The sequence below is a fragment of the Paraburkholderia rhynchosiae genome, from assembly GCF_002879865.1.
GTDB classification, from domain to species: domain Bacteria; phylum Pseudomonadota; class Gammaproteobacteria; order Burkholderiales; family Burkholderiaceae; genus Paraburkholderia; species Paraburkholderia rhynchosiae.
In genome coordinates, this window is the sequence record NZ_PNXY01000036.1 from 41,376 (window position 1) to 58,274 (window position 16,899).

At 58.9% G+C, this 16,899-nt stretch carries 11 protein-coding genes and 2 pseudogenes; 4 read left to right on the forward strand and 9 right to left on the reverse strand.

The window, feature by feature from the left end; translation table 11 throughout:
- Positions 1-175 precede the first annotated feature (175 nt).
- Positions 176-609: pseudogene (locus C0Z16_RS31480) on the forward strand (thiolase family protein); the annotation flags it as partial.
- Between the two features lie 489 nt (positions 610-1,098).
- On the opposite strand, the gene C0Z16_RS31485 reads toward C0Z16_RS31480, so the two are convergent.
- The 3 genes from C0Z16_RS31485 to C0Z16_RS31495 all read right to left on the reverse strand — a co-directional run bounded on the left by C0Z16_RS31485 (position 1,099) and on the right by C0Z16_RS31495 (position 5,609).
- Positions 1,099-3,246, reverse strand: coding sequence for a molybdopterin-containing oxidoreductase family protein (locus tag C0Z16_RS31485; RefSeq protein WP_102635946.1), 2,148 nt, complete (start codon positions 3,244-3,246; stop codon positions 1,099-1,101).
- Between the two features lie 165 nt (positions 3,247-3,411).
- Positions 3,412-3,771 carry a hypothetical protein gene (locus C0Z16_RS37565; protein ID WP_146014384.1) on the reverse strand — a complete coding sequence of 120 codons (360 nt, stop codon included), beginning with the start codon at positions 3,769-3,771 and terminating at the stop codon, positions 3,412-3,414.
- A gap of 278 nt (positions 3,772-4,049) precedes the next feature.
- Positions 4,050-5,609, reverse strand: a complete 1,560-nt coding sequence (locus tag C0Z16_RS31495) for a hypothetical protein (RefSeq protein WP_102635948.1) — start codon at positions 5,607-5,609, stop codon at positions 4,050-4,052.
- A gap of 810 nt (positions 5,610-6,419) precedes the next feature.
- Between C0Z16_RS31495 and C0Z16_RS31500 the strand changes: the two genes are divergently transcribed.
- Positions 6,420-7,550, forward strand: coding sequence for a glycosyltransferase family protein (locus C0Z16_RS31500; protein WP_102635949.1), 1,131 nt, complete (start codon positions 6,420-6,422; stop codon positions 7,548-7,550).
- A gap of 73 nt (positions 7,551-7,623) precedes the next feature.
- Here the strand turns inward: C0Z16_RS31500 and C0Z16_RS31505 are convergent, their stop codons facing one another.
- The 5 genes and pseudogenes from C0Z16_RS31505 to C0Z16_RS31530 all read right to left on the reverse strand — a co-directional run.
- Entirely contained in the window at positions 7,624-8,598 is a 975-nt protein-coding gene (locus C0Z16_RS31505) for an FkbM family methyltransferase (RefSeq protein ID WP_244201427.1), read from the reverse strand.
- Positions 8,599-9,043: 445 nt separating this feature from the next.
- Positions 9,044-9,253 (reverse strand): Sec-independent protein translocase family protein, encoded by a 210-nt coding sequence (locus C0Z16_RS31515; RefSeq protein WP_102635951.1) that lies wholly within the window; start codon positions 9,251-9,253, stop codon positions 9,044-9,046.
- A gap of 40 nt (positions 9,254-9,293) precedes the next feature.
- Positions 9,294-9,488, reverse strand: a complete 195-nt coding sequence (locus tag C0Z16_RS31520; protein ID WP_102635952.1) for a YqaE/Pmp3 family membrane protein — start codon at positions 9,486-9,488, stop codon at positions 9,294-9,296.
- 543 nt (positions 9,489-10,031) lie between these two features.
- Positions 10,032-11,150, reverse strand: a complete 1,119-nt coding sequence (gene ald, locus C0Z16_RS31525) for an alanine dehydrogenase (protein ID WP_102635953.1) — start codon at positions 11,148-11,150, stop codon at positions 10,032-10,034.
- An 80-nt stretch (positions 11,151-11,230) separates the two neighbouring features.
- A pseudogene (locus C0Z16_RS31530) lies at positions 11,231-12,071 on the reverse strand (aldehyde dehydrogenase family protein); the annotation flags it as partial.
- A gap of 242 nt (positions 12,072-12,313) precedes the next feature.
- On the opposite strand from C0Z16_RS31530, the gene C0Z16_RS31535 reads away from it, so the two are divergent.
- Complete coding sequence (locus tag C0Z16_RS31535; RefSeq protein ID WP_102635954.1) at positions 12,314-14,035, forward strand: pyrrolo-quinoline quinone; 1,722 nt, start codon at positions 12,314-12,316, stop codon at positions 14,033-14,035.
- A 501-nt stretch (positions 14,036-14,536) separates the two neighbouring features.
- Here the strand turns inward: C0Z16_RS31535 and C0Z16_RS31540 are convergent.
- The gene (locus tag C0Z16_RS31540) at positions 14,537-15,370 is read right to left on the reverse strand and encodes an oxidoreductase (RefSeq protein ID WP_102635955.1); all 834 of its coding nucleotides are present in this window, start codon (positions 15,368-15,370) and stop codon (positions 14,537-14,539) included.
- Between the two features lie 95 nt (positions 15,371-15,465).
- Between C0Z16_RS31540 and C0Z16_RS31545 the strand changes: the two genes are divergently transcribed.
- A complete protein-coding gene (locus C0Z16_RS31545) occupies positions 15,466-16,434 on the forward strand; it encodes an AraC family transcriptional regulator (RefSeq protein ID WP_102635956.1) in 969 nt (322 codons plus the stop codon).
- Positions 16,435-16,899: the final 465 nt, after the last annotated feature.

Below are 16,899 nucleotides of genomic sequence, written 5' to 3' on the forward strand. Positions count from 1 at the left end.
GCTGCCGGCGGAACGCTTGAACGAAATCGCTTCCGCGCGCGGGTGACAAATCTCGTGTGACATCGATGCAATTTTTTTAACCTCTGTTGCTTGAAAGCGAGATCGGATCGGATTAGCGAAGGCGGGGCGAACATGAAACGGGAAGTCGTGGTTGTAAGTGGTGCTCGACATTCCGCCCCAGGCGCATTTTGGCGCGCATATGGGCGACGCGAGGTTCGTCGACACATTGCTCGGCTCGTTGACGGATCGATTTCGCCGCTACTTGCGTGTGACTGCGGAGAACGTTGCGCGGCAGTTCGGTATCACCCGGGAGCAGCAGGACGCGTTGGCACTCGAATCGCATCGTCGGGCTGCGCACCTATCGCGCAGGGCTATTTCAAGGAGCAGATTCTGCCGGTCACCTTGAATGCAAAGGGCGGCGCGACGGTTTTCGACACCGACGAGCACGTACGCCTGGGTGCCACGCCTGATGACTTCACGCGACTGAAGGGCTTGCTCGTCGCCGTCAAGTCAATCCATGAATTGCAGCGCGTGGATGGGCGCTATGCGCTTGCCACAATATGCATTGGCGGTGGACAGGGCGTTGCCGCCATTTTCGAGCGCATGTGAGTCCAGGCGGGGCGATCGGAGCCTTCCGGTAAAGGGATCGCCCCGGCTGGCTTGAAGTGGACGTTGCCTTCAAACGCCGCACGCGCCGTCATGCAGCCGGCGTTCCCGTGCGAAAGATATCGCGTAGCTTGTCCAGACACCGGTTCCCGGCGAGACCGTCATTGCGTGGCGAGGCTGCACGCTTGCTCGTTCTATTGCAATGCGACGGCCGAAGCGGGAGCGAAATGCTTGTCGAACGCTTCGACGAGATGAGCACCGATTGGTTCGTATCGCGTGCGCGAGCATTCTCCTTGCGTGAGGGCGTTCATCGATACAGCACTGTCATGCGGCGTCGCGAATCAAGCAAGGGCGCACCGCCAGACGTGTTAGTGAGTCGTGTCATTGCGTGCCTCTGGTTCGCCAGATTCTGGTCGCGGCAGGACGGTCGGGTAGCGACATCGCCGTGCGCGAAAATGAACCGTTCAATCCGAACGGTGGGTTTCTCTGCTTTCAGTCTTCAGCTTCGATGCGTACAGGCACGGCGCTCATTACCGGCATGGCGTTGATCGGATCAAGGCCAACTGTCGTGCTGAGCAACTGGTTTGGATTGGCGCCGGCGTAGGTTTCGGGCTCCTCGTCGGGCATCGGTCCCCAGCCATGCGAGATTGACACGACGCCTCGGCGCAGTGTGGCGTCCGCTTTGACGATAGCTCGAATGCGGCCGTGCGGCGAAATAATGGCCACGCACTGGCCTTCGGTCAGTCCTTGCGCAGCCAGGTCGTCGGGATGCACAAAGGCCGGATTGAACGGCATGCGCCGGCGGACCGCGGGCAGGTGATGGTACATGGTGTTCTGCACGTCGCGCACGCGCCGCACCGCCAGGCGATGCGTGAACGCCGGAGGCGCCCCCGCTTCGTTGAGTACGTCCGCCAGTTCGCGCTCGATGTCGTCCGGCATCACGTCGAAGCGCGCGGTATTCGCTGGCTCGCCGGGCTGCACGACCATCGGCTCGATCTCGTAGATTTTCCCTTGTGGGTGCAACTTCAGTTCGTCAAATGAGATCGAACCATCGCGAACCAGAATCGCGAGCAGATCGTCGGTGGTCGGAGCTGCGCGCATATCGAGCGGAACGCCGTCGAACAGGATGGTCTTGCCCAGGCGCCGCGCCAGATCCCACAACACGAACCAGTCGTCCACGACTTCGGACCCCTGCGGCGGCGTCGCCACGGCGGCCGAGTATTGTGCATAAGGCTGGAACATGATGTAGGACTCGTAGTCGCGCGAATGCAGGTCGGCGCGCTCGAACATAAGCTTCGGCGGGATCACATAGTGCGCGAGCCGTGCAGTGTTGGTCATGAATGGCTCGATGCATACCAGCAGTTGCAGTTCGCGCAGCGCATCGGCGATGCGGCGCTGGTCGGGCACGGCATCGACTGGATTGCCCCCGTCGACGAACAGCGCGCGGATCTGGCCGGCGCCAGGCGTAGTGATTTCCTGCGCCAGCGTGCCGCTCATCTTCTGGCCGAACAGCATGCCATAGCCGCCGACACGGCTCTTCCAGCCGGATTCCCAGGAACGGCGTGGCGAAATCACTTGGGCGCGGCGCTGGTAACGCGGGGCGACCACGCCGGGATTAGGTACAGGGTCGCCGGGACGAGCGAAGCGGCCACACACGACGTTGAGGCATTCGACCAGATGCTCGGCCAGATTGGAGTGCGGCGCCATGTTGGGCCCCGTTCCCGACGCGGCCGAGCCACGCTTGCGGCGCAAGCCGCGGGCCTCCCGGATGGGTTCCGCGAAGGCCGCAGCGGCAGCCTCGAGCCCTTCGACGCTTACGCCGGCGCGCCGGGCGACGTATTCGGGCGTGAACGGCTCCACCGCGCGCGCCAGTCGTCGCAGGTCCTTGACGTAGCGCGCGCAGAATTCAGCATCGTGCCAGCCGCGACACAGAATGATGCGCAGCAGGCCAGCCAGGACGGTCGGGTCCTCGCCTGGCAGCACCTGCAGAAACACATCGGCATGACGGGCGGTCTCAGTCTCTCGTGGATCAATCACCACCAGCTTCAAGCCCCGCTCCTTCGCTTCGTGGAGCTGCTTGACGGGATTCTGCAATGCAAAGTTGAACGTGGATAGCGACACCAGCGGATTGGTGCCGACGAACAATAGCGCGTCGGCGAGCGCGTAGGGATCTTTGCCGGCAGCCCAGCCGCCCAGTCGCTCAAATGTCACCCATTTGGCCGACTGGTCGATGGTCATTGTAGAGAAAAGCGAACTCGAACCCAGCGCCGCAAGGAAGGCGGGCAACATATGATTGGCGGCGAGATTAGAGTAGTTCATGGTGCCGCGGAACGCTGCGACCGCTTCAGCGCCATGGCGCTCGATCAGTGCCTGGAGTTGCGCCGCGATCTCGGCCAGCACCACGTCAAGCGGCATTTGCACGAAACTGCCATCGCGCTGCCGTTTCAGCGGGTGCAGGAGCCGCTCGGCGCTGTTATGCGCCTCATGCAGATACGCGCCCTTGATGCAGGCGTAGCCGCGCGTGAGCGGATTGTCGCGGTCGCCGCGCGCAGCAACGACGCGTCCGGCGTCGTCTATGGTCAAGCGCAGTGAACAGTTGCCGGCGCAGATGCGGCAGGCAGTGATGGCTTCCCGTGGCACGGCGAGCTCCTCCTGTAGTGCGGCTCACACCTCGTAACCAGCCACAACGCTCGGCTTAAAGGTTAAAGCCGAGCCGGACACCGGTGAGCTGGCAGAGCGCCCGCATAGGACTGGCGTTAGATCGTCGCCAGACTGCGGCCGATCATTCGCCATGATAAACGATGTTCATATTTTGGCAAATAGCGCGGCGACCTGTTGCGAGCGCCGCTGCCGCAAGTCCGGCAGACCGCGCTCCGGCGGCTGCTCGATCGGGTGCCGGACCGGACCATTCGCCAGGTTGTGGCGCGCTTGTTCCGGAGAAAGCTCACCGTAACGAGGAATGTTGATTGAACATACGCGTAGCTCGTTATTGTGCAACGACGCAGGACAATTCGGATTTTCTGAATTTAATCGCGGCGGCTCTCTTGCAAATCGGAGGGGGGCGGTGCGTTGCCCCAGGCTTTTTAACGAGCACCAGCCCGCAATAAGTACGCTGAAAGACTTTGACTGCAGGCTCTCGCGCAAGAAGGCTGGCAGGTTCTTCATTTGCCGCCATGAAGTAATCGAGAGCGTCCTGGCACAGGATCACGAAGCGGCTCTTGCGCTCGACCAGGGCATACCGTCTTCCTTTAGGGAAACGACGTTACGGAACACCGTAAGCCTCGCTTTTTTAGCCATCTCTAATGTGAGTTCGCAGATGGTGTGATCGAGTTCCCAACCGGAAACTCTACGCTCAGGGGAGGCCGCTATGACACGAAAAAAAGGCCTCACCACGAAACAGCGGGAGGCCAGATCTGCACGTCAGACGCGAGCGTTCGCCGGAATCAATTGTCCGCGTGGGTCGAGGTGAAGTTCGTAAACGCACCGTATGGCGGATTCAGCGCGGTACCGTTAGTCATAATGCCAAACGTGTTGTTGCCGCTATCAAGCACGTAATACATGACCGACTGAAGGTTGTGCGTCTTTCGCGCTGCATACATTGAACCCAATTGCGACGTAATGTAATTTGCGCGATACGTCTGGGTTTGTTCCGGACCCGTGTTCCACTCTGTGATGATGAACGGCACACCGTATCTGGCTTTGCAGTACGTCGGCAGATCGATGCCCGGGCCCGCGCCGTCCGTCCCGATGTTGAAAATGTTGCCGTACACCTCATAGTTGTGCCAGGTCGTGATATCCCAGCGCACCTTGGGATGCCCACCGCTGCCGTCGGGTTGCATGCCGTCCCATAGGGCGTCAGACGCGCCGACATCGGCGACGCAGAAGTTGATCCCGCATTTTGCGGTAGGCTGAGCCGACTTCACCCCGTCGATCATGCCGCGCATAGCGCCACGCATGATGGGCCAGTTCGCGTTGTTGAAATCTAGCGCCTTCGTCCCTGCGTTGGTCGAATCAATGATGATCGCGTTGTCGCGCGTCAGCTCGTTTCCGCATTCATAGAGGGTCACGCCATACGGTTTCAGCGCATTGGCGATCGTCGCCGCGGGCCCATATGCGGCGCTGTAGGCGGCCGGTTCGCCCGCGAGAAGTTTGCCGCTGTTATCGTAGAAATCCAGGTTGAGCAACACGAGCAGCGTCATGCCAGACGACTGAAACGCCTGCGCCAGTTTGACCACGGCATTCAGTTGATTCGCGTCGGCCGTGCAGCCGACGCGGTAACTCGTGCAACCCAAGCCCTTCAAAATGGAGACGAGCTGTGCGGGCGTGTACGTGTAGTCGAAGTGACCGTTGATACCGAAGAAGCTACCTGCGGTGGCGGCGACGGCAATGCGTGGATCCGTGCACGGCAACCATTGAGCGGCGACCTCTGCATTCGCGTAGAACTGTCCGCTGGTGTTGCGGCAATAGATCTTGCCGCCGTACCAGAGCACGAGCGACACGTTATAGTTGTTGCCCGCGGCAACGCCATTTCTAGAGATGACGCCATTGGTCAGGGTCCACACCGCGCCCGTCTTGTCGATAATGCTTGATGCGGATGGGATCGTCGTGCCGTCCGGAGAAGTCGTGCCGAGGCGCGGATCGCTCGAAGCCTGCCACGTCGACCCGTTCCATTGGTAGAACTGTCCGCTCGTGTTTTCGACATAGATATTGCCGTTGAAGCACAGTGTGAGAATCACGTCGTAGTTATTCCCGGCTTTCGCTCCGTTTCGATAAGCCACGCCACCCGAAACGGTCCAGGTAGCGCCCTTGCCATCGACCAAAGAGGTTGCCGGCGGCATTGCCGTGCCATTCGCAGAGGCGCTCTTTGCGGTAGCACTTGCATTCTGTGCCCCTGCGCCAGAGGTGCCCCCACCGTCTTCTGCACCACCGCCGCCGCAGGCGCTCAAAAGGACACTTCCACCCAGTGCCGTCATGGCACCAATAAATTGCCGTCGTTTTAACATTGATTTATTCCACCGTCGAGAAAAACCCGAAGAAAATTTGAAAATCTTGCTTGCTGTTTTTAGCTAGTGAATCGAAAACAAAAATCGTTATTTTTCTTCGTATTCCTAAACACCCGAAAAACATAAATGCTTTTACGAGCGCTGTCCCGTGCGTTTATCAACGGATAAAACGCCGCACGATTGAATGCGTCAATTCAACGGACGCGCGCGAGCCAATACCATGGGCGGGCTAATTCGCGCGTCTGAGGGTTGGATCAGCAGGGGAGACAACTGGACTTTCGCCGCGGGTGTCGCCGAGGTCTAAGGCATCCTTTCGCAAACGTTTGCCCAGCGAGGCGAATCCGCGCCGCGTAAATGTTGCGGATAGCTAGTGGGAACGGAGTAGATCTTACCCGGAACCGAAGCTGGCCAAAACTGGAAATAGTATTTTTCTGCCAGAAAGCAAGATCCTTCAACATCTAGCGTCGTATGACAAAAGATTCCCGCTTTCTTCTGATGATCTGGGGATTGGACGCCCTGTATTTTTGTCACTTCGACCCCAAAAGTCGAGGTCAGAATTTCCGGTGCACCTTCCGCGCCGGCCCACACTCCACACTATCGGCCACCCGGACGAAGGCATTTGTCCAGGTTGGCGCGTTTCATGGTGATGGGACCGCCCACTAGCGCTTTTGTGCATGCTAAGCTGAACTTAAGACTAAGAACTTAAAGGCTCAGCATCTGATTTGAGCGTTTGAAGTGGCGCGCATTTGAATGTGCCACATGCGCTTGAGCTGTGTCTGTTCGGGATGTAGGTGGACCGGAGATTCTCGAATGTCGCGAGTTGTTCATGAAACTCGTAGCTCGCCTGGAAACGGTGAAGGAAAGCGGCTGCGGCCACGCGTGCTGATGTGTCCTTTTACTAACCCGACGAACCGCTATATAGAGCTCCAAAAGGAGCTATACAGATCGGTTGGTTATGATGTTATGCCATTGTCAATCAAGGGCCTTCTGAATGGCGGATTCGTCGACCTGTTCAAGCCGGAGAACATACTCGTGTTTCATTGGCTTGAATACCGGGCATTCAGGCGACGGAACGGCAGTGCGCAGTTGAGCTTGATCGGCTCTCTGGTTTTCGCATTCTATTGTTCGTTGATGCTGATCGGGCGAGCCAAGGTCGTGTACTTCGTGCATGACCAGGCAGTCCACGATACGGTTGGATTCAACAGGCGCCTATCGATACGAATTATCGCGTTCGTGCGCCGCCTTGCGGATCGCCGTGTTGTGCACGCGCCGGATTTTCAGGCTCCTTACCGCGCGCAGTATTTGCCTCATCCCCTCTACTGGGATGCGCCGGGCCAGCCGCGAATCGTGATGAAAGCTGATAGCGCACGTCATAGCGCGGCGCCGCTCTATAGGATGCTCGGTGTTATTCGTCCGTATAAGCAGATCGATGCGGTGCTCAACGTTTGGCCAAGCGATTGCAAACTGAATATCGCTGGGCACGGCACCGAAAGTTATCTTACTACGCTCAATGAAATCATCAATAAGAGATCGCTGCACGATGTCGTGCGCCTCGAAGCCAAATTTCTTTCGGACGCAGAGTTTGCGCAAGATATTGCCGATAGCGATGTGCTGATTCTCCCGCACGCGGCTGACTCAATGCTAGTCAGTGGCGTCTTTTTCGAGGCCATTGGACTTGTTCCGGTGATGATCGCGCGCTCGACGCCTTTTATGGCCTGGGCAGCCAGGAAGTTCCCCAATGTCATTCTGTTCGACGATGTCAGCGAACTCCCCGCAATCCTGCGTTCGGTCAATGAGTCGTGGCAGACAACTGTCAACAATGCAAGCAATCGCAAGGCTGTCGACGAATTCGGCTGGAATGCCTGTTGCCGGAGGTACGAGCAGTTCCTCGAAACCGTCGTGGGACATGCGAACGGTGTAGAGAAGCCGATAATCGAATGATGGTGTGAACGGGCAATCGGTTCTTAATCCGGAACGCCAGCACGCTGAACGTAGCGCGCGGCGCGAACTCCCGTCATTGGGCGACCGGTGGCATCTTCGTTGCGACGATATCGACGTAATTGAACGGGTTATCACGCCACTTGGTAATGGTACTTTGTAGCCGTGTTGTGATCGCCTTCATTGGTCCGCTTTCGCCTTGTTTTCCCGCGTTTGCGTCGGTTTCTTCAATCTGACCGTGACTGAAGTGGTCCTCAAGAAACCGCAGCACGACATTGGGATCGCCCCCTAACCGTGCCATGTGATACGGCGACCATTCCACGAGGATTGCATCGGCTTTTGCAAGCGTTTTTCTGCCGCCGGCGAAGACGTACGGCTCGGCACCTTGCGTGTCGATCTTTGCAAAAACAGGGCCGGTCAACTGGATGGGGAGATCGTCCAGCCTGACACAGCGCACTTCGATGATCTCCCGGTTCGCCTCGTTCTGTTTTGCGGGAAGATTAGTTTCAACGTGAAGGCGATGGTCGCCCAGATTGCCGTCAGCAATCTCGAAGGGCAGCACTCCCTCGCGTTCATGCAGCGCCAGTTGGTACGTCTCTATATTGCATGACGGACAGTTTTCGGCAATATTACGCAACAGGTTGCGATAGTTGACCGGTTCCGGTTCGAATGCATAACACTTCACGCGGTCATTGTGCTGCGCAATCGGAATTGTCGTCATTCCAATGTTCGCACCGATGTCGAGGTAAGTTCCGCCCGAACCGGGGAAGAATGCCTTTAATCTTTCGGACAGTTCGGGCGCCCAACGACCGGTCTGCGCGTATGTCTTCAGGACGCTCAGATCGTTTGAACTACTCACCATCGTGCCGTACTGTCCCATTGCCGAAATCTGTACGACATTGAGTTTTCGCGAAAGGCTGGAGATGTAAATGTAGCCGTACTCCTTCACGAGCGCGCTATCCTCGAGAAGAGATTTCACCATGGCATGCCGAAGCCTCAAAGGGAACAAAGAGGTTACAGCGCCAGCAACCGAGAGTATGAGCTTCTTCATGAAAGTAGGATACAGGAACGCTGTTGCCTGGGTGGATTTCCGTCTCCGCGCTTTCGGTAAAGGCATCAACGAAATCGGCCATTTATGCGAGACATTATTCGGTGAGTGGTGCACTCTCTATCGCATTGCTCGGTGATGAATTGATCAAGCAACTCTGGCCGGAGGCGCTATACGAGCAGACCGGCTCGAGGCCGCGGGCCTCGTCCGCCGCGGCGCAGACGAGTCCGACCGACACGCCAAGCGCATCTATTTAACGGCAGCGGGCGCCAAGCTGATCAGGGAAATGCGGCTACGCAGTCTGTTGCCAGGGAATGCTGGTCGCGCGCATTAGCGGGATCCAAGTCAGGGCCGCGGTCGTACTGTTCTTCCAGGCCATAGTGATTTGCTTCGACCCGTTTGCCGGTCAAGTGTACGGGGCGCAATCGCGCCTGGCACCCTTCCTGGGCTATACGGTTCCCTCTTTCGCGGTGCGCTCAACGGGCCAGCGAACAAAAGCGAAGACCCAATACATGATCAGATTGAGAAGCGGCACCAGTAGTAACAGGGATAGCCAGCCGGAGAACCCTGCCTTTCGAAGAATGCGTGCAGCGGGAACCAGATAGACGATTGGCAAAAGGATCAGGATAGTCCAGTGCCAGATGCTGAAATTCGCCATGCTCTTTTTCCTTGCGCCGGCGTGGCCAGCGTTCTGGTTGTCAGCCACGCGCCGACAGAGCGCGCTCGATCTTCTTATCGGTTTTGTACTGGCTCAGCGCATAGACAGACCAGATCGCAGCAGGAATCCAGCCGATGAGTGTGATCTGAAGCAGCAGGCAAATGATTCCGGCAAACGGACGGCCAATCGTGAAAAACTGGAACCACGGCAGAATCAGGGCGACCAACAGGCGCATTTTGGTCCTCGTGTAGTTGAACGTTATGACGCATGCCCGCTACGCTTTGCGTAATCTGCTAGCGCAGGCGCATGCCTCACCGGTATATCGGCCCGGAAGACAGCGAGCTTGAGGCTTTTAAAGCAGCTTCCGTCAGTGCATTGCAAAACCGCACAACGCTTACATCGCAGCAAAGGCGCTCATGCGATAAGCAGCATGCGAACCTGTAACTGACCAGCCAGCCGTAATGACCACGCTATTCACACTTACGGACCGCGACAAGCGCATCGCGTCCACGGTTTCGAGGATGCAGTGCGGCGAGTACGGTGACTATGACGTTGGCATCAAATACTAACCAAATCCGGTCCATCGACCGGCGGTGATCAGCAAACGCGCGGGCGTTTAACTGCTCCATTGCCGCCCAACTTCAACCGCTAGAACTGTGGTTTCAGCCTGGAATACGCCATGTCTTTTGCCTCTCTTCACCTGGTTGATATCGTTGTTATGTGATGGGATATGTCTGAGCGGGGTGGGCGGGCGAGTTGTCCGGTCCTTCGGCGGCGATCACATGGTAATGACGGAGTCAGACGAGTCCCACGTATAGTCCAGTGCTTCGGCCACCTCGCGGCAAGTCACTTTTCCAGCAGCGACGTTAAGGCCATTGCGCAGGTGCGGGTCGTCCTGCAACGCGCGGCGCCAGCCTTTGTTCGCGATCTGGAGCGCAAAAGGCAGGGTCGCGTTGTTCAGCGCGTAGGTCGATGTGCGCGGCACGCCGCCCGGCATATTGGCGACGCAGTAGTGCACGACGTCGCCCACCATGTAGGTCGGCTCTGCATGAGTCGTGGGCCTTGCCGTCTCGCAGCAGCCGCCCTGGTCGATGGCCACGTCCACGATTGCGGAGCCCGGTTGCATCGCATCGATCATCGCGCGGGTCACGAGTTTAGGCGCCGCCGCGCCCGGAATCAACACGCCGCCGACTACGAGGTCGGCTTCGAGCACGTGTTTTTCGACATTGTCCTGGTTCGAAAACACGGTCGTGACGCGCGCGCCGAGCAAACGATCCATGCGGCGCAGCGCGTCCAGATTGCGGTCGATAACCACAACATGTGCCCCCGTCCCGACCGCGATTTGCGCCGCATTGGAGCCGACCACACCCGCGCCCAGGATCACGATCTTCGCCGGTGCCACGCCAGCGACACCGCCGAGCAGAATACCCTTGCCGCCATGCGCGCGTTCGAGGCAGTACGCACCCGCCTGAATGGACATGCGCCCAGCGACTTCGGACATCGGTGCAAGCAGCGGCAGTCCGCCGCCGGATTGAGTGACAGTCTCGTAGGCAATGCACACGGCCTTGCTCTTCAGGAGGTCGGCACATTGGTCGGGATCCGGTGCAAGGTGCAAATAGGCGAAAAGGATCTGACCGTCGCGCAGCATCGCTCGCTCGCCGGCTTGCGGTTCCTTGACCTTGATGATCATGTCGGCCTTGGCAAAGACATCTTCCGCGCGCAGCGCGATCTGCGCGCCGGCTTTTTCATAGACGGCATCCGACGCGCCGATGCCATTGCCTGCGCCGGTTTCGACCGTCACGGCGTGACCGTGTGCCACCATTTCGCGGACTGACGACGGAGTCAATCCCACGCGGTATTCGTGGTTCTTTATTTCCTTTGGAATGCCTATAAGCATGTCATCCTCCAGTTGCGGAAAAGCGCAAAAGCGCAAAAGCGATTTATTCAACGAAGTGCGGCAGTGTCGTCTTTGCGTCACTAGGGCAATGAGTAGGTCTTGGTGTTGGTGAAGCTCTTCATTGCTTCCTGCACGCCCTCCTTGTAGCCGAGCCCGAAGTCTTTCACGCCGTCAAACGGCGTGAGTTCGAGCCGGTAACCCGGCGCCTCCCGCACATTGACGCTGCCCACTTCCAGTTCGGTGATGAAGCGGGTGATGTAGTCGAAACGGTTGGTGCAGACCGAAGACGACAGCGCGTAGGCGGTGCTGATCGACATACGGATCGCCTCGTCGATGTTCCTGAAACGCAGGATAGGCGATACGGGTCCAAAGATCTCGTATTTGACGAGTGGCATGTCGGGTGTAATGCGATCGATGACGGTGGGTGCATACAGCGCACCTTCGCGCTGGTTGCCCCTGAGCAGGCGCGCGGCCCGCGAGAGCGTCGTTGACCTGGCGCTCGCAGAACTGCGCGGCCGCCTCGTCGATGAGCGTGCCCATGTCGACGGTGCTATCGGCCGGATTGCCATATATCCACGCACGCGTTTTCTCCACGACGAGATCGGTGAAGCGATCCGCGACGGCTTCGTGAACCAGCATACGCTTGATCGCCGTGCATCGCTGCGCCGAGTTCTTGTAGGAACCCGAAACAGCGAGCGAGCTTGCTTCGTGGAGGTCGGCGTCTTCCATGACGATGATCGGATCGTTGCCGCCGAGCTCCAGCACGGCTCGCCAATACCCCATGCGCGCCGCGATGGACTTGCCGATCGACACGCCGCCCGTGAACGTAATTAAATCAACCGCGGGATTCGTGATCAGTTCGTCAGCGATCACAACCGGGTGGCCTGTCACGACCTTCAGTATCTGCGGGGGCAAGCCTGCCCTTCAATGTCGCCTTCGGCACCGTGCCGACGAGCGTTCGGGCATACGGATTGCGTACTTCGCTCACCTCGTCGCGAACGATCTTTTCTCCATCGATGCGCAGCGCCTCATGACGAGGTCCAGCGTGGGCCTTCGGCCCGACGCAGCGTCCCGCTCCACTGTGATTAATGAAGGGTAGACTACAGGAGAGGGTCGGCGGCTATTGGCATTGGCAGTCTTCGCGACCGCCTTGGGAGACGTGTATGAACAGCACAAAGTACCTGGACCAAAACGCGATACCCTGGCGCCGGCTAGTTTCGACGAGCCTGCTCATTATTTTCTGCGCCGCGTGCAGCGGCGGTTCGGGCGGTACCTCTTCCACCAGCAATACAAGCGGCGGCTCCGGCAGCAATTCCGCGAATGGTGATACAGGCGGCACAACGGGCCCCGCTGGAACGGGCTCTGGCGCAACGCCCACTGCAAGCGATGTTCTGACGTATCACAACGATCTGGCGCGCACAGGACAGTACCTGGCAGAGACAAGACTGACTCCCGCCAACGTCAACGCGACGGGATTTGGCAAGGTTGCATTTCTCACGGTAGATGGCAAAGTCGACGCGCAACCCCTTTACGTCGGCAACGTCTCCATTAGCGGCGCCACACACAACGTCGTATATGTTGTTACCGAGCACGCGAGCGTGTACGCATTCGACGCGGACACCAATGCACAACTTTGGCATCGCTCCCTTCTCGGCTCCGGCGAGACGACCAGCGACGATCGTCATTGTGGTCAAATCACTCCGGAAATCGGCATCACTTCGACGCCAGTCATCGACCGCACACGCGGCACAGCGGGCATTCTGTACGCGGTCGCAATGAGCAAGGACGCGAGCGGAAGCATTCATCAGCGCCTGCATGCGATAGATATAGGCACGGGTGCGGAGATGCTCGGCGGTCCGACTGAGATCGCAGCTACCTATCCGGGAACCGGCGCGAATAGCAGTAACGGGGTCACCGTGTTCGACCCGCAGCAATATGCGGAGCGCCAGGCGCTGACGCTGGTGAAGGGCAACGTCTACCTCGCGTGGACGTCGCATTGCGACCAGGGCACCTACGGCGGCTGGGTGATGGCCTACAGCGCGGATACCCTTTCGCAGACAGGCGCGTTGAACCTCACGCCAAACGGAACCGAGGGCTCCGTCTGGATGAGCGGTGCGGGCATGGCATCCGATGGCGCGTTCCTGTACCTGCTCGACGCCAATGGCACTTTCGACACAACGCTGAACGGGCAGGGCTTTCCGGCTGGCGGCGACTATGGAAACGCCTTCCTGAAATTGTCGACGTCACCCGCGCTCTCTGTGGCCGACTATTTCGCGACGTTCGACACCGTCGCGCAGTCGTCGGCGGACGCGGATCTCGGGTCCGGAGGTGCGTTGGTCCTGCCGGATATGACCGATGCAAACGGCACCGCCCGGCACCTTGCCGTGGGTGCGGGCAAGGATTCAAAAATCTACGTCGTCAATCGCGATGCGATGGGCAAATTCAACACGAACGCCAATCTGATCTGGCAGGAGATTGATGGACAACTGTCAGGGGGCGTCTTTGGCATGCCTGCCTACTACAACAACGTGGTCTATTTCGGTTCCGTTGGCGACAATCTGAAGGCGTTCCCGGTGACCTCAGCACTGTTGGCAACGACGCCCACGTCACACAGCCCTGGCACCTTTCCTTACCCGGGCACGACGCCGAGCATTTCAGCTAACGGTGCCGGGAATGCGATCGTTTGGGCCGCCGGGAACGGTGCCATTGGCGCTTTGTATGCCTTCAACGCCAGCGACCTCAGCCAGGAACTCTATAACAGCAATCAGTCCGGTACGAGGGACACGTTCGGCGCGGGAAACAAGTTCATTACACCGATGATCGCGCACGGGCACGTCTACGTGGGAACGACCAACGGCGTGGCGGTGTTCGGATTGTTGAAGTAAGGACGCCACCGTTGTCTTCCGGTGCGGCGAAGCCGGAGCCAGTTGGCGTGATGTCGAGGCAGAACGCGCTTTCTACGCCGGCACAATGACGCTTACCGCCGCGATCGCCATGGCGAGTGTCGCTAGCCATCTTCCCCTGGCAATGCGCCGGTGACGACGAACTGCCCCACAACGTGCCTGCTATGAACCAACTGTCCGCCTCATTTGCATTAAACGGCGCGTTCCCAAAGCTACCCGCCATCGAATGCGCATGTATCGGCCTTTGCCGACGTTGGCGCGCCGCGCTGACAGGACGGTTCACTGCTGGGAGCAGCCGTTCGGGAAGGCCATCGACGAGCGACCGTTGCTGAGTTTGACGAAGGAGCACTTCCGACCGTTTCAGACGGTCGCAAGAGGTCCTTGAGCGTCCGCTGCGCATTGACGTGCGGACTACCGCATTACGGTCACCCGCAGTTTTTTGTCCCGTTGCCGCATGGCGACATGCCTTCCGCCTTCTGCCACTCAGCCATCCGTCGAGACCGTGACAGTCTCCCACCGCCGGATCTCGTCTTCGAGCGCCGACAACTTGCCACGCACCAGGCCGAGTGCATCGCTGCCGAGTAAAAGATGAACGGGCGGGCTGTCTGCAGCGATCGCCGCAAGCATCGCGCGTGCTGCTTTCCGAGGATCGCCCAATTGCTTGCCGCTTTTCTCCTCGCGAGCTTGGCGGACGGGGTCAAAGACGTCGTCATAATCCGGGATGCACCGGGGCGTTCGCGTCATTGAGCGGCCTGCCCAGTCGGTCCGGAAAGAGCCGGGCGCCACAGCTGTCACGGCGATACCAAAATTCTTGACCTCTTTCGAAAGGGCCTCGGAAATGCCTTCAAGCGCGAACTTGCTTCCGCAGTAATACGCGATTCCGGGCATCGTGATAAAGCCGCCCATCGACGTAATGTTCAGAATGTGCCCGCGTCGGCGTGTACGCATAGAAGGCAATACGGCCTTCATCATGGCGACTGCGCCAAAGACATTCACATCGAACTGTCGACGCATCTCCGACAAAGGCGATTCTTCCATGATGCCTTCGTGCCCGTAGCCAGCATTGTTGACCAACACATCGATGGGACCCACGCTCGTCTCGATTTCCGACACTACGTGGTCGATGGCGTCAAAATCCGTCACGTCAAGAACCCTTCCGAACGCGCCGCGCACTGAGAGGGACTCGAAATCCCGCTTGGCCTGCAAACTTCTCACCGTACCGACAACCTTGTGGCCGATCGCGAGCGCCTCTTGAGCGAGCGCTCGGCCGAACCCGCTACTGACGCCAGTGATAAGCAGCGTTTTGCTGAATTGCATTGAAGCACCCTCCGTCACGTTAACTGAAAGGTGCATGCTAATCTTACGGCCAAGGGCCGAGAATGCGGATTTCGCTAATTTTCTTGCACAAAACTATGAATGCAACCCCTGCCTCCACGGAGCAGCCTGAGCGTTCCCGTCAAAGCCAGAACCGCATAGTTACCCTTTTGCGCGGGTTGGCGCCCGATGAGGGCTACAGCTTGACGGCACTGCCGAGCGTCCGCGTCCTGCGTTCGAACCGGGCGTTGTCGCGCACGCCGGTTCTATATGACCCCGGCATTGTGATCGTGTGTCAGGGCCGCAAGCGAGGTTACTTCGGTGATCAGCTCTATCTCTACGACGAGCATCACTACCTCGCTGTGTCCGTGCCCGTGCCATTCACCATGGAAACCGACGCAACGCCAGCGCGCCCGCTGCTTGCCCTGTACCTGCATCTCGACTTCACTATGGCCGCCGAACTCGCGGCGCAGATCGATCGCGAAGGAGTCACGGAACGAATAGAGGCGCCTCAGAGCATGATGTCGACGCCGATGGACGACGCAATGCAGTCGTCTGTGTTGCGCTTCCTCGAAGCGATGCACCGTCCGCTTGAAGCCGCGGTATTGGGCCACGGCCTGCTGCGCGAACTGTACTTCCGTGTGCTGACCGGAGCACAGGGACGCTCGATGAGGGAGGCCCTTGCGATGCGCGGGCAGTTCGGCCGGATCGCCCGATCCCTGCGTCTCATCCACGCTGGCTATGCGCAGTCGCTCGACGTGACGCAGCTTGCTGAGGAAGCCGGCATGAGCGTCCCGAGCTTCCACAGCCACTTCAAGGCTATCACGCAGGTATCGCCTATGCAGTACGTCAAGTCGACGCGTCTGCATCAGGCCCGCCTGTTGATGGTGCGCCAGGGCCTGAGCGCGGACGCCGCCAGTCACGCCGTGGGCTACACGAGCCCTTCCCAGTTCAGCCGGGAGTTCAAGCGCCTCTTCGGTTTGACGCCAGCGGCGGAGACCAGACGTATGCGCGAAAACTTCGCCGTACCGGCGTTTGCCGATGCGACGTATGTGTCGTCGCACTGAACCTCACATGCCTCTTCCGCTCGAGAAGCTATCGGGTAACCAACGTCCGCTGAACGGCTAAAAGCAGGCACTTACAGGAATCTGGCGCCCGGCCGTTCGTGGCCGAACCCGGAAGTCGCGCGTCGGTCGACATTCAACCTCCCCGATTCAACCCCGAGCTTCCGTCTTCGATTAGCGTTATTCGATGCCTTGATGTGAGTTAGGGCAGGCATCAATAACGCTAAACGAGAGCGGTAAGCGGGTCGGGCATCCCCAAAGTCTGCTCGGGAATAAAGTGGCCGGGGCTGGCCAAAGGATTGCCGATGTAAGGCGCGCGCCTTCTCAGGGAGCGATCCATCTGCGAGTCCACTCGTCGCCGCTGCGTATAAAACGCGCCCGCTTCGGATTGTCGGCTTCCGATAAGTCAAGCCAGTCAATGCTGACCGCTCGCACCTCAACGACACAAAAATGCGCAAGGCCTTCATC

Coding starts and splice junctions, on each gene's coding strand:
- C0Z16_RS31535 (WP_102635954.1), top strand. CDS start 12,314: ATGAACAGCACAAAGTACCTGGACCAAAACGCGATACCCTGGCGCCGG.
- C0Z16_RS31520 (WP_102635952.1), bottom strand. CDS start 9,488: ATGCGCCTGTTGGTCGCCCTGATTCTGCCGTGGTTCCAGTTTTTCACG.
- C0Z16_RS31545 (WP_102635956.1), top strand. CDS start 15,466: ATGAATGCAACCCCTGCCTCCACGGAGCAGCCTGAGCGTTCCCGTCAA.
- ald (WP_102635953.1), bottom strand. CDS start 11,150: ATGCTTATAGGCATTCCAAAGGAAATAAAGAACCACGAATACCGCGTG.
- C0Z16_RS31495 (WP_102635948.1), bottom strand. CDS start 5,609: ATGTTAAAACGACGGCAATTTATTGGTGCCATGACGGCACTGGGTGGA.
- C0Z16_RS31500 (WP_102635949.1), top strand. CDS start 6,420: ATGTCGCGAGTTGTTCATGAAACTCGTAGCTCGCCTGGAAACGGTGAA.
- C0Z16_RS31540 (WP_102635955.1), bottom strand. CDS start 15,370: ATGCAATTCAGCAAAACGCTGCTTATCACTGGCGTCAGTAGCGGGTTC.
- C0Z16_RS31505 (WP_244201427.1), bottom strand. CDS start 8,598: ATGAAGAAGCTCATACTCTCGGTTGCTGGCGCTGTAACCTCTTTGTTC.
- C0Z16_RS31515 (WP_102635951.1), bottom strand. CDS start 9,253: ATGGCGAATTTCAGCATCTGGCACTGGACTATCCTGATCCTTTTGCCA.
- C0Z16_RS37565 (WP_146014384.1), bottom strand. CDS start 3,771: ATGAAGAACCTGCCAGCCTTCTTGCGCGAGAGCCTGCAGTCAAAGTCT.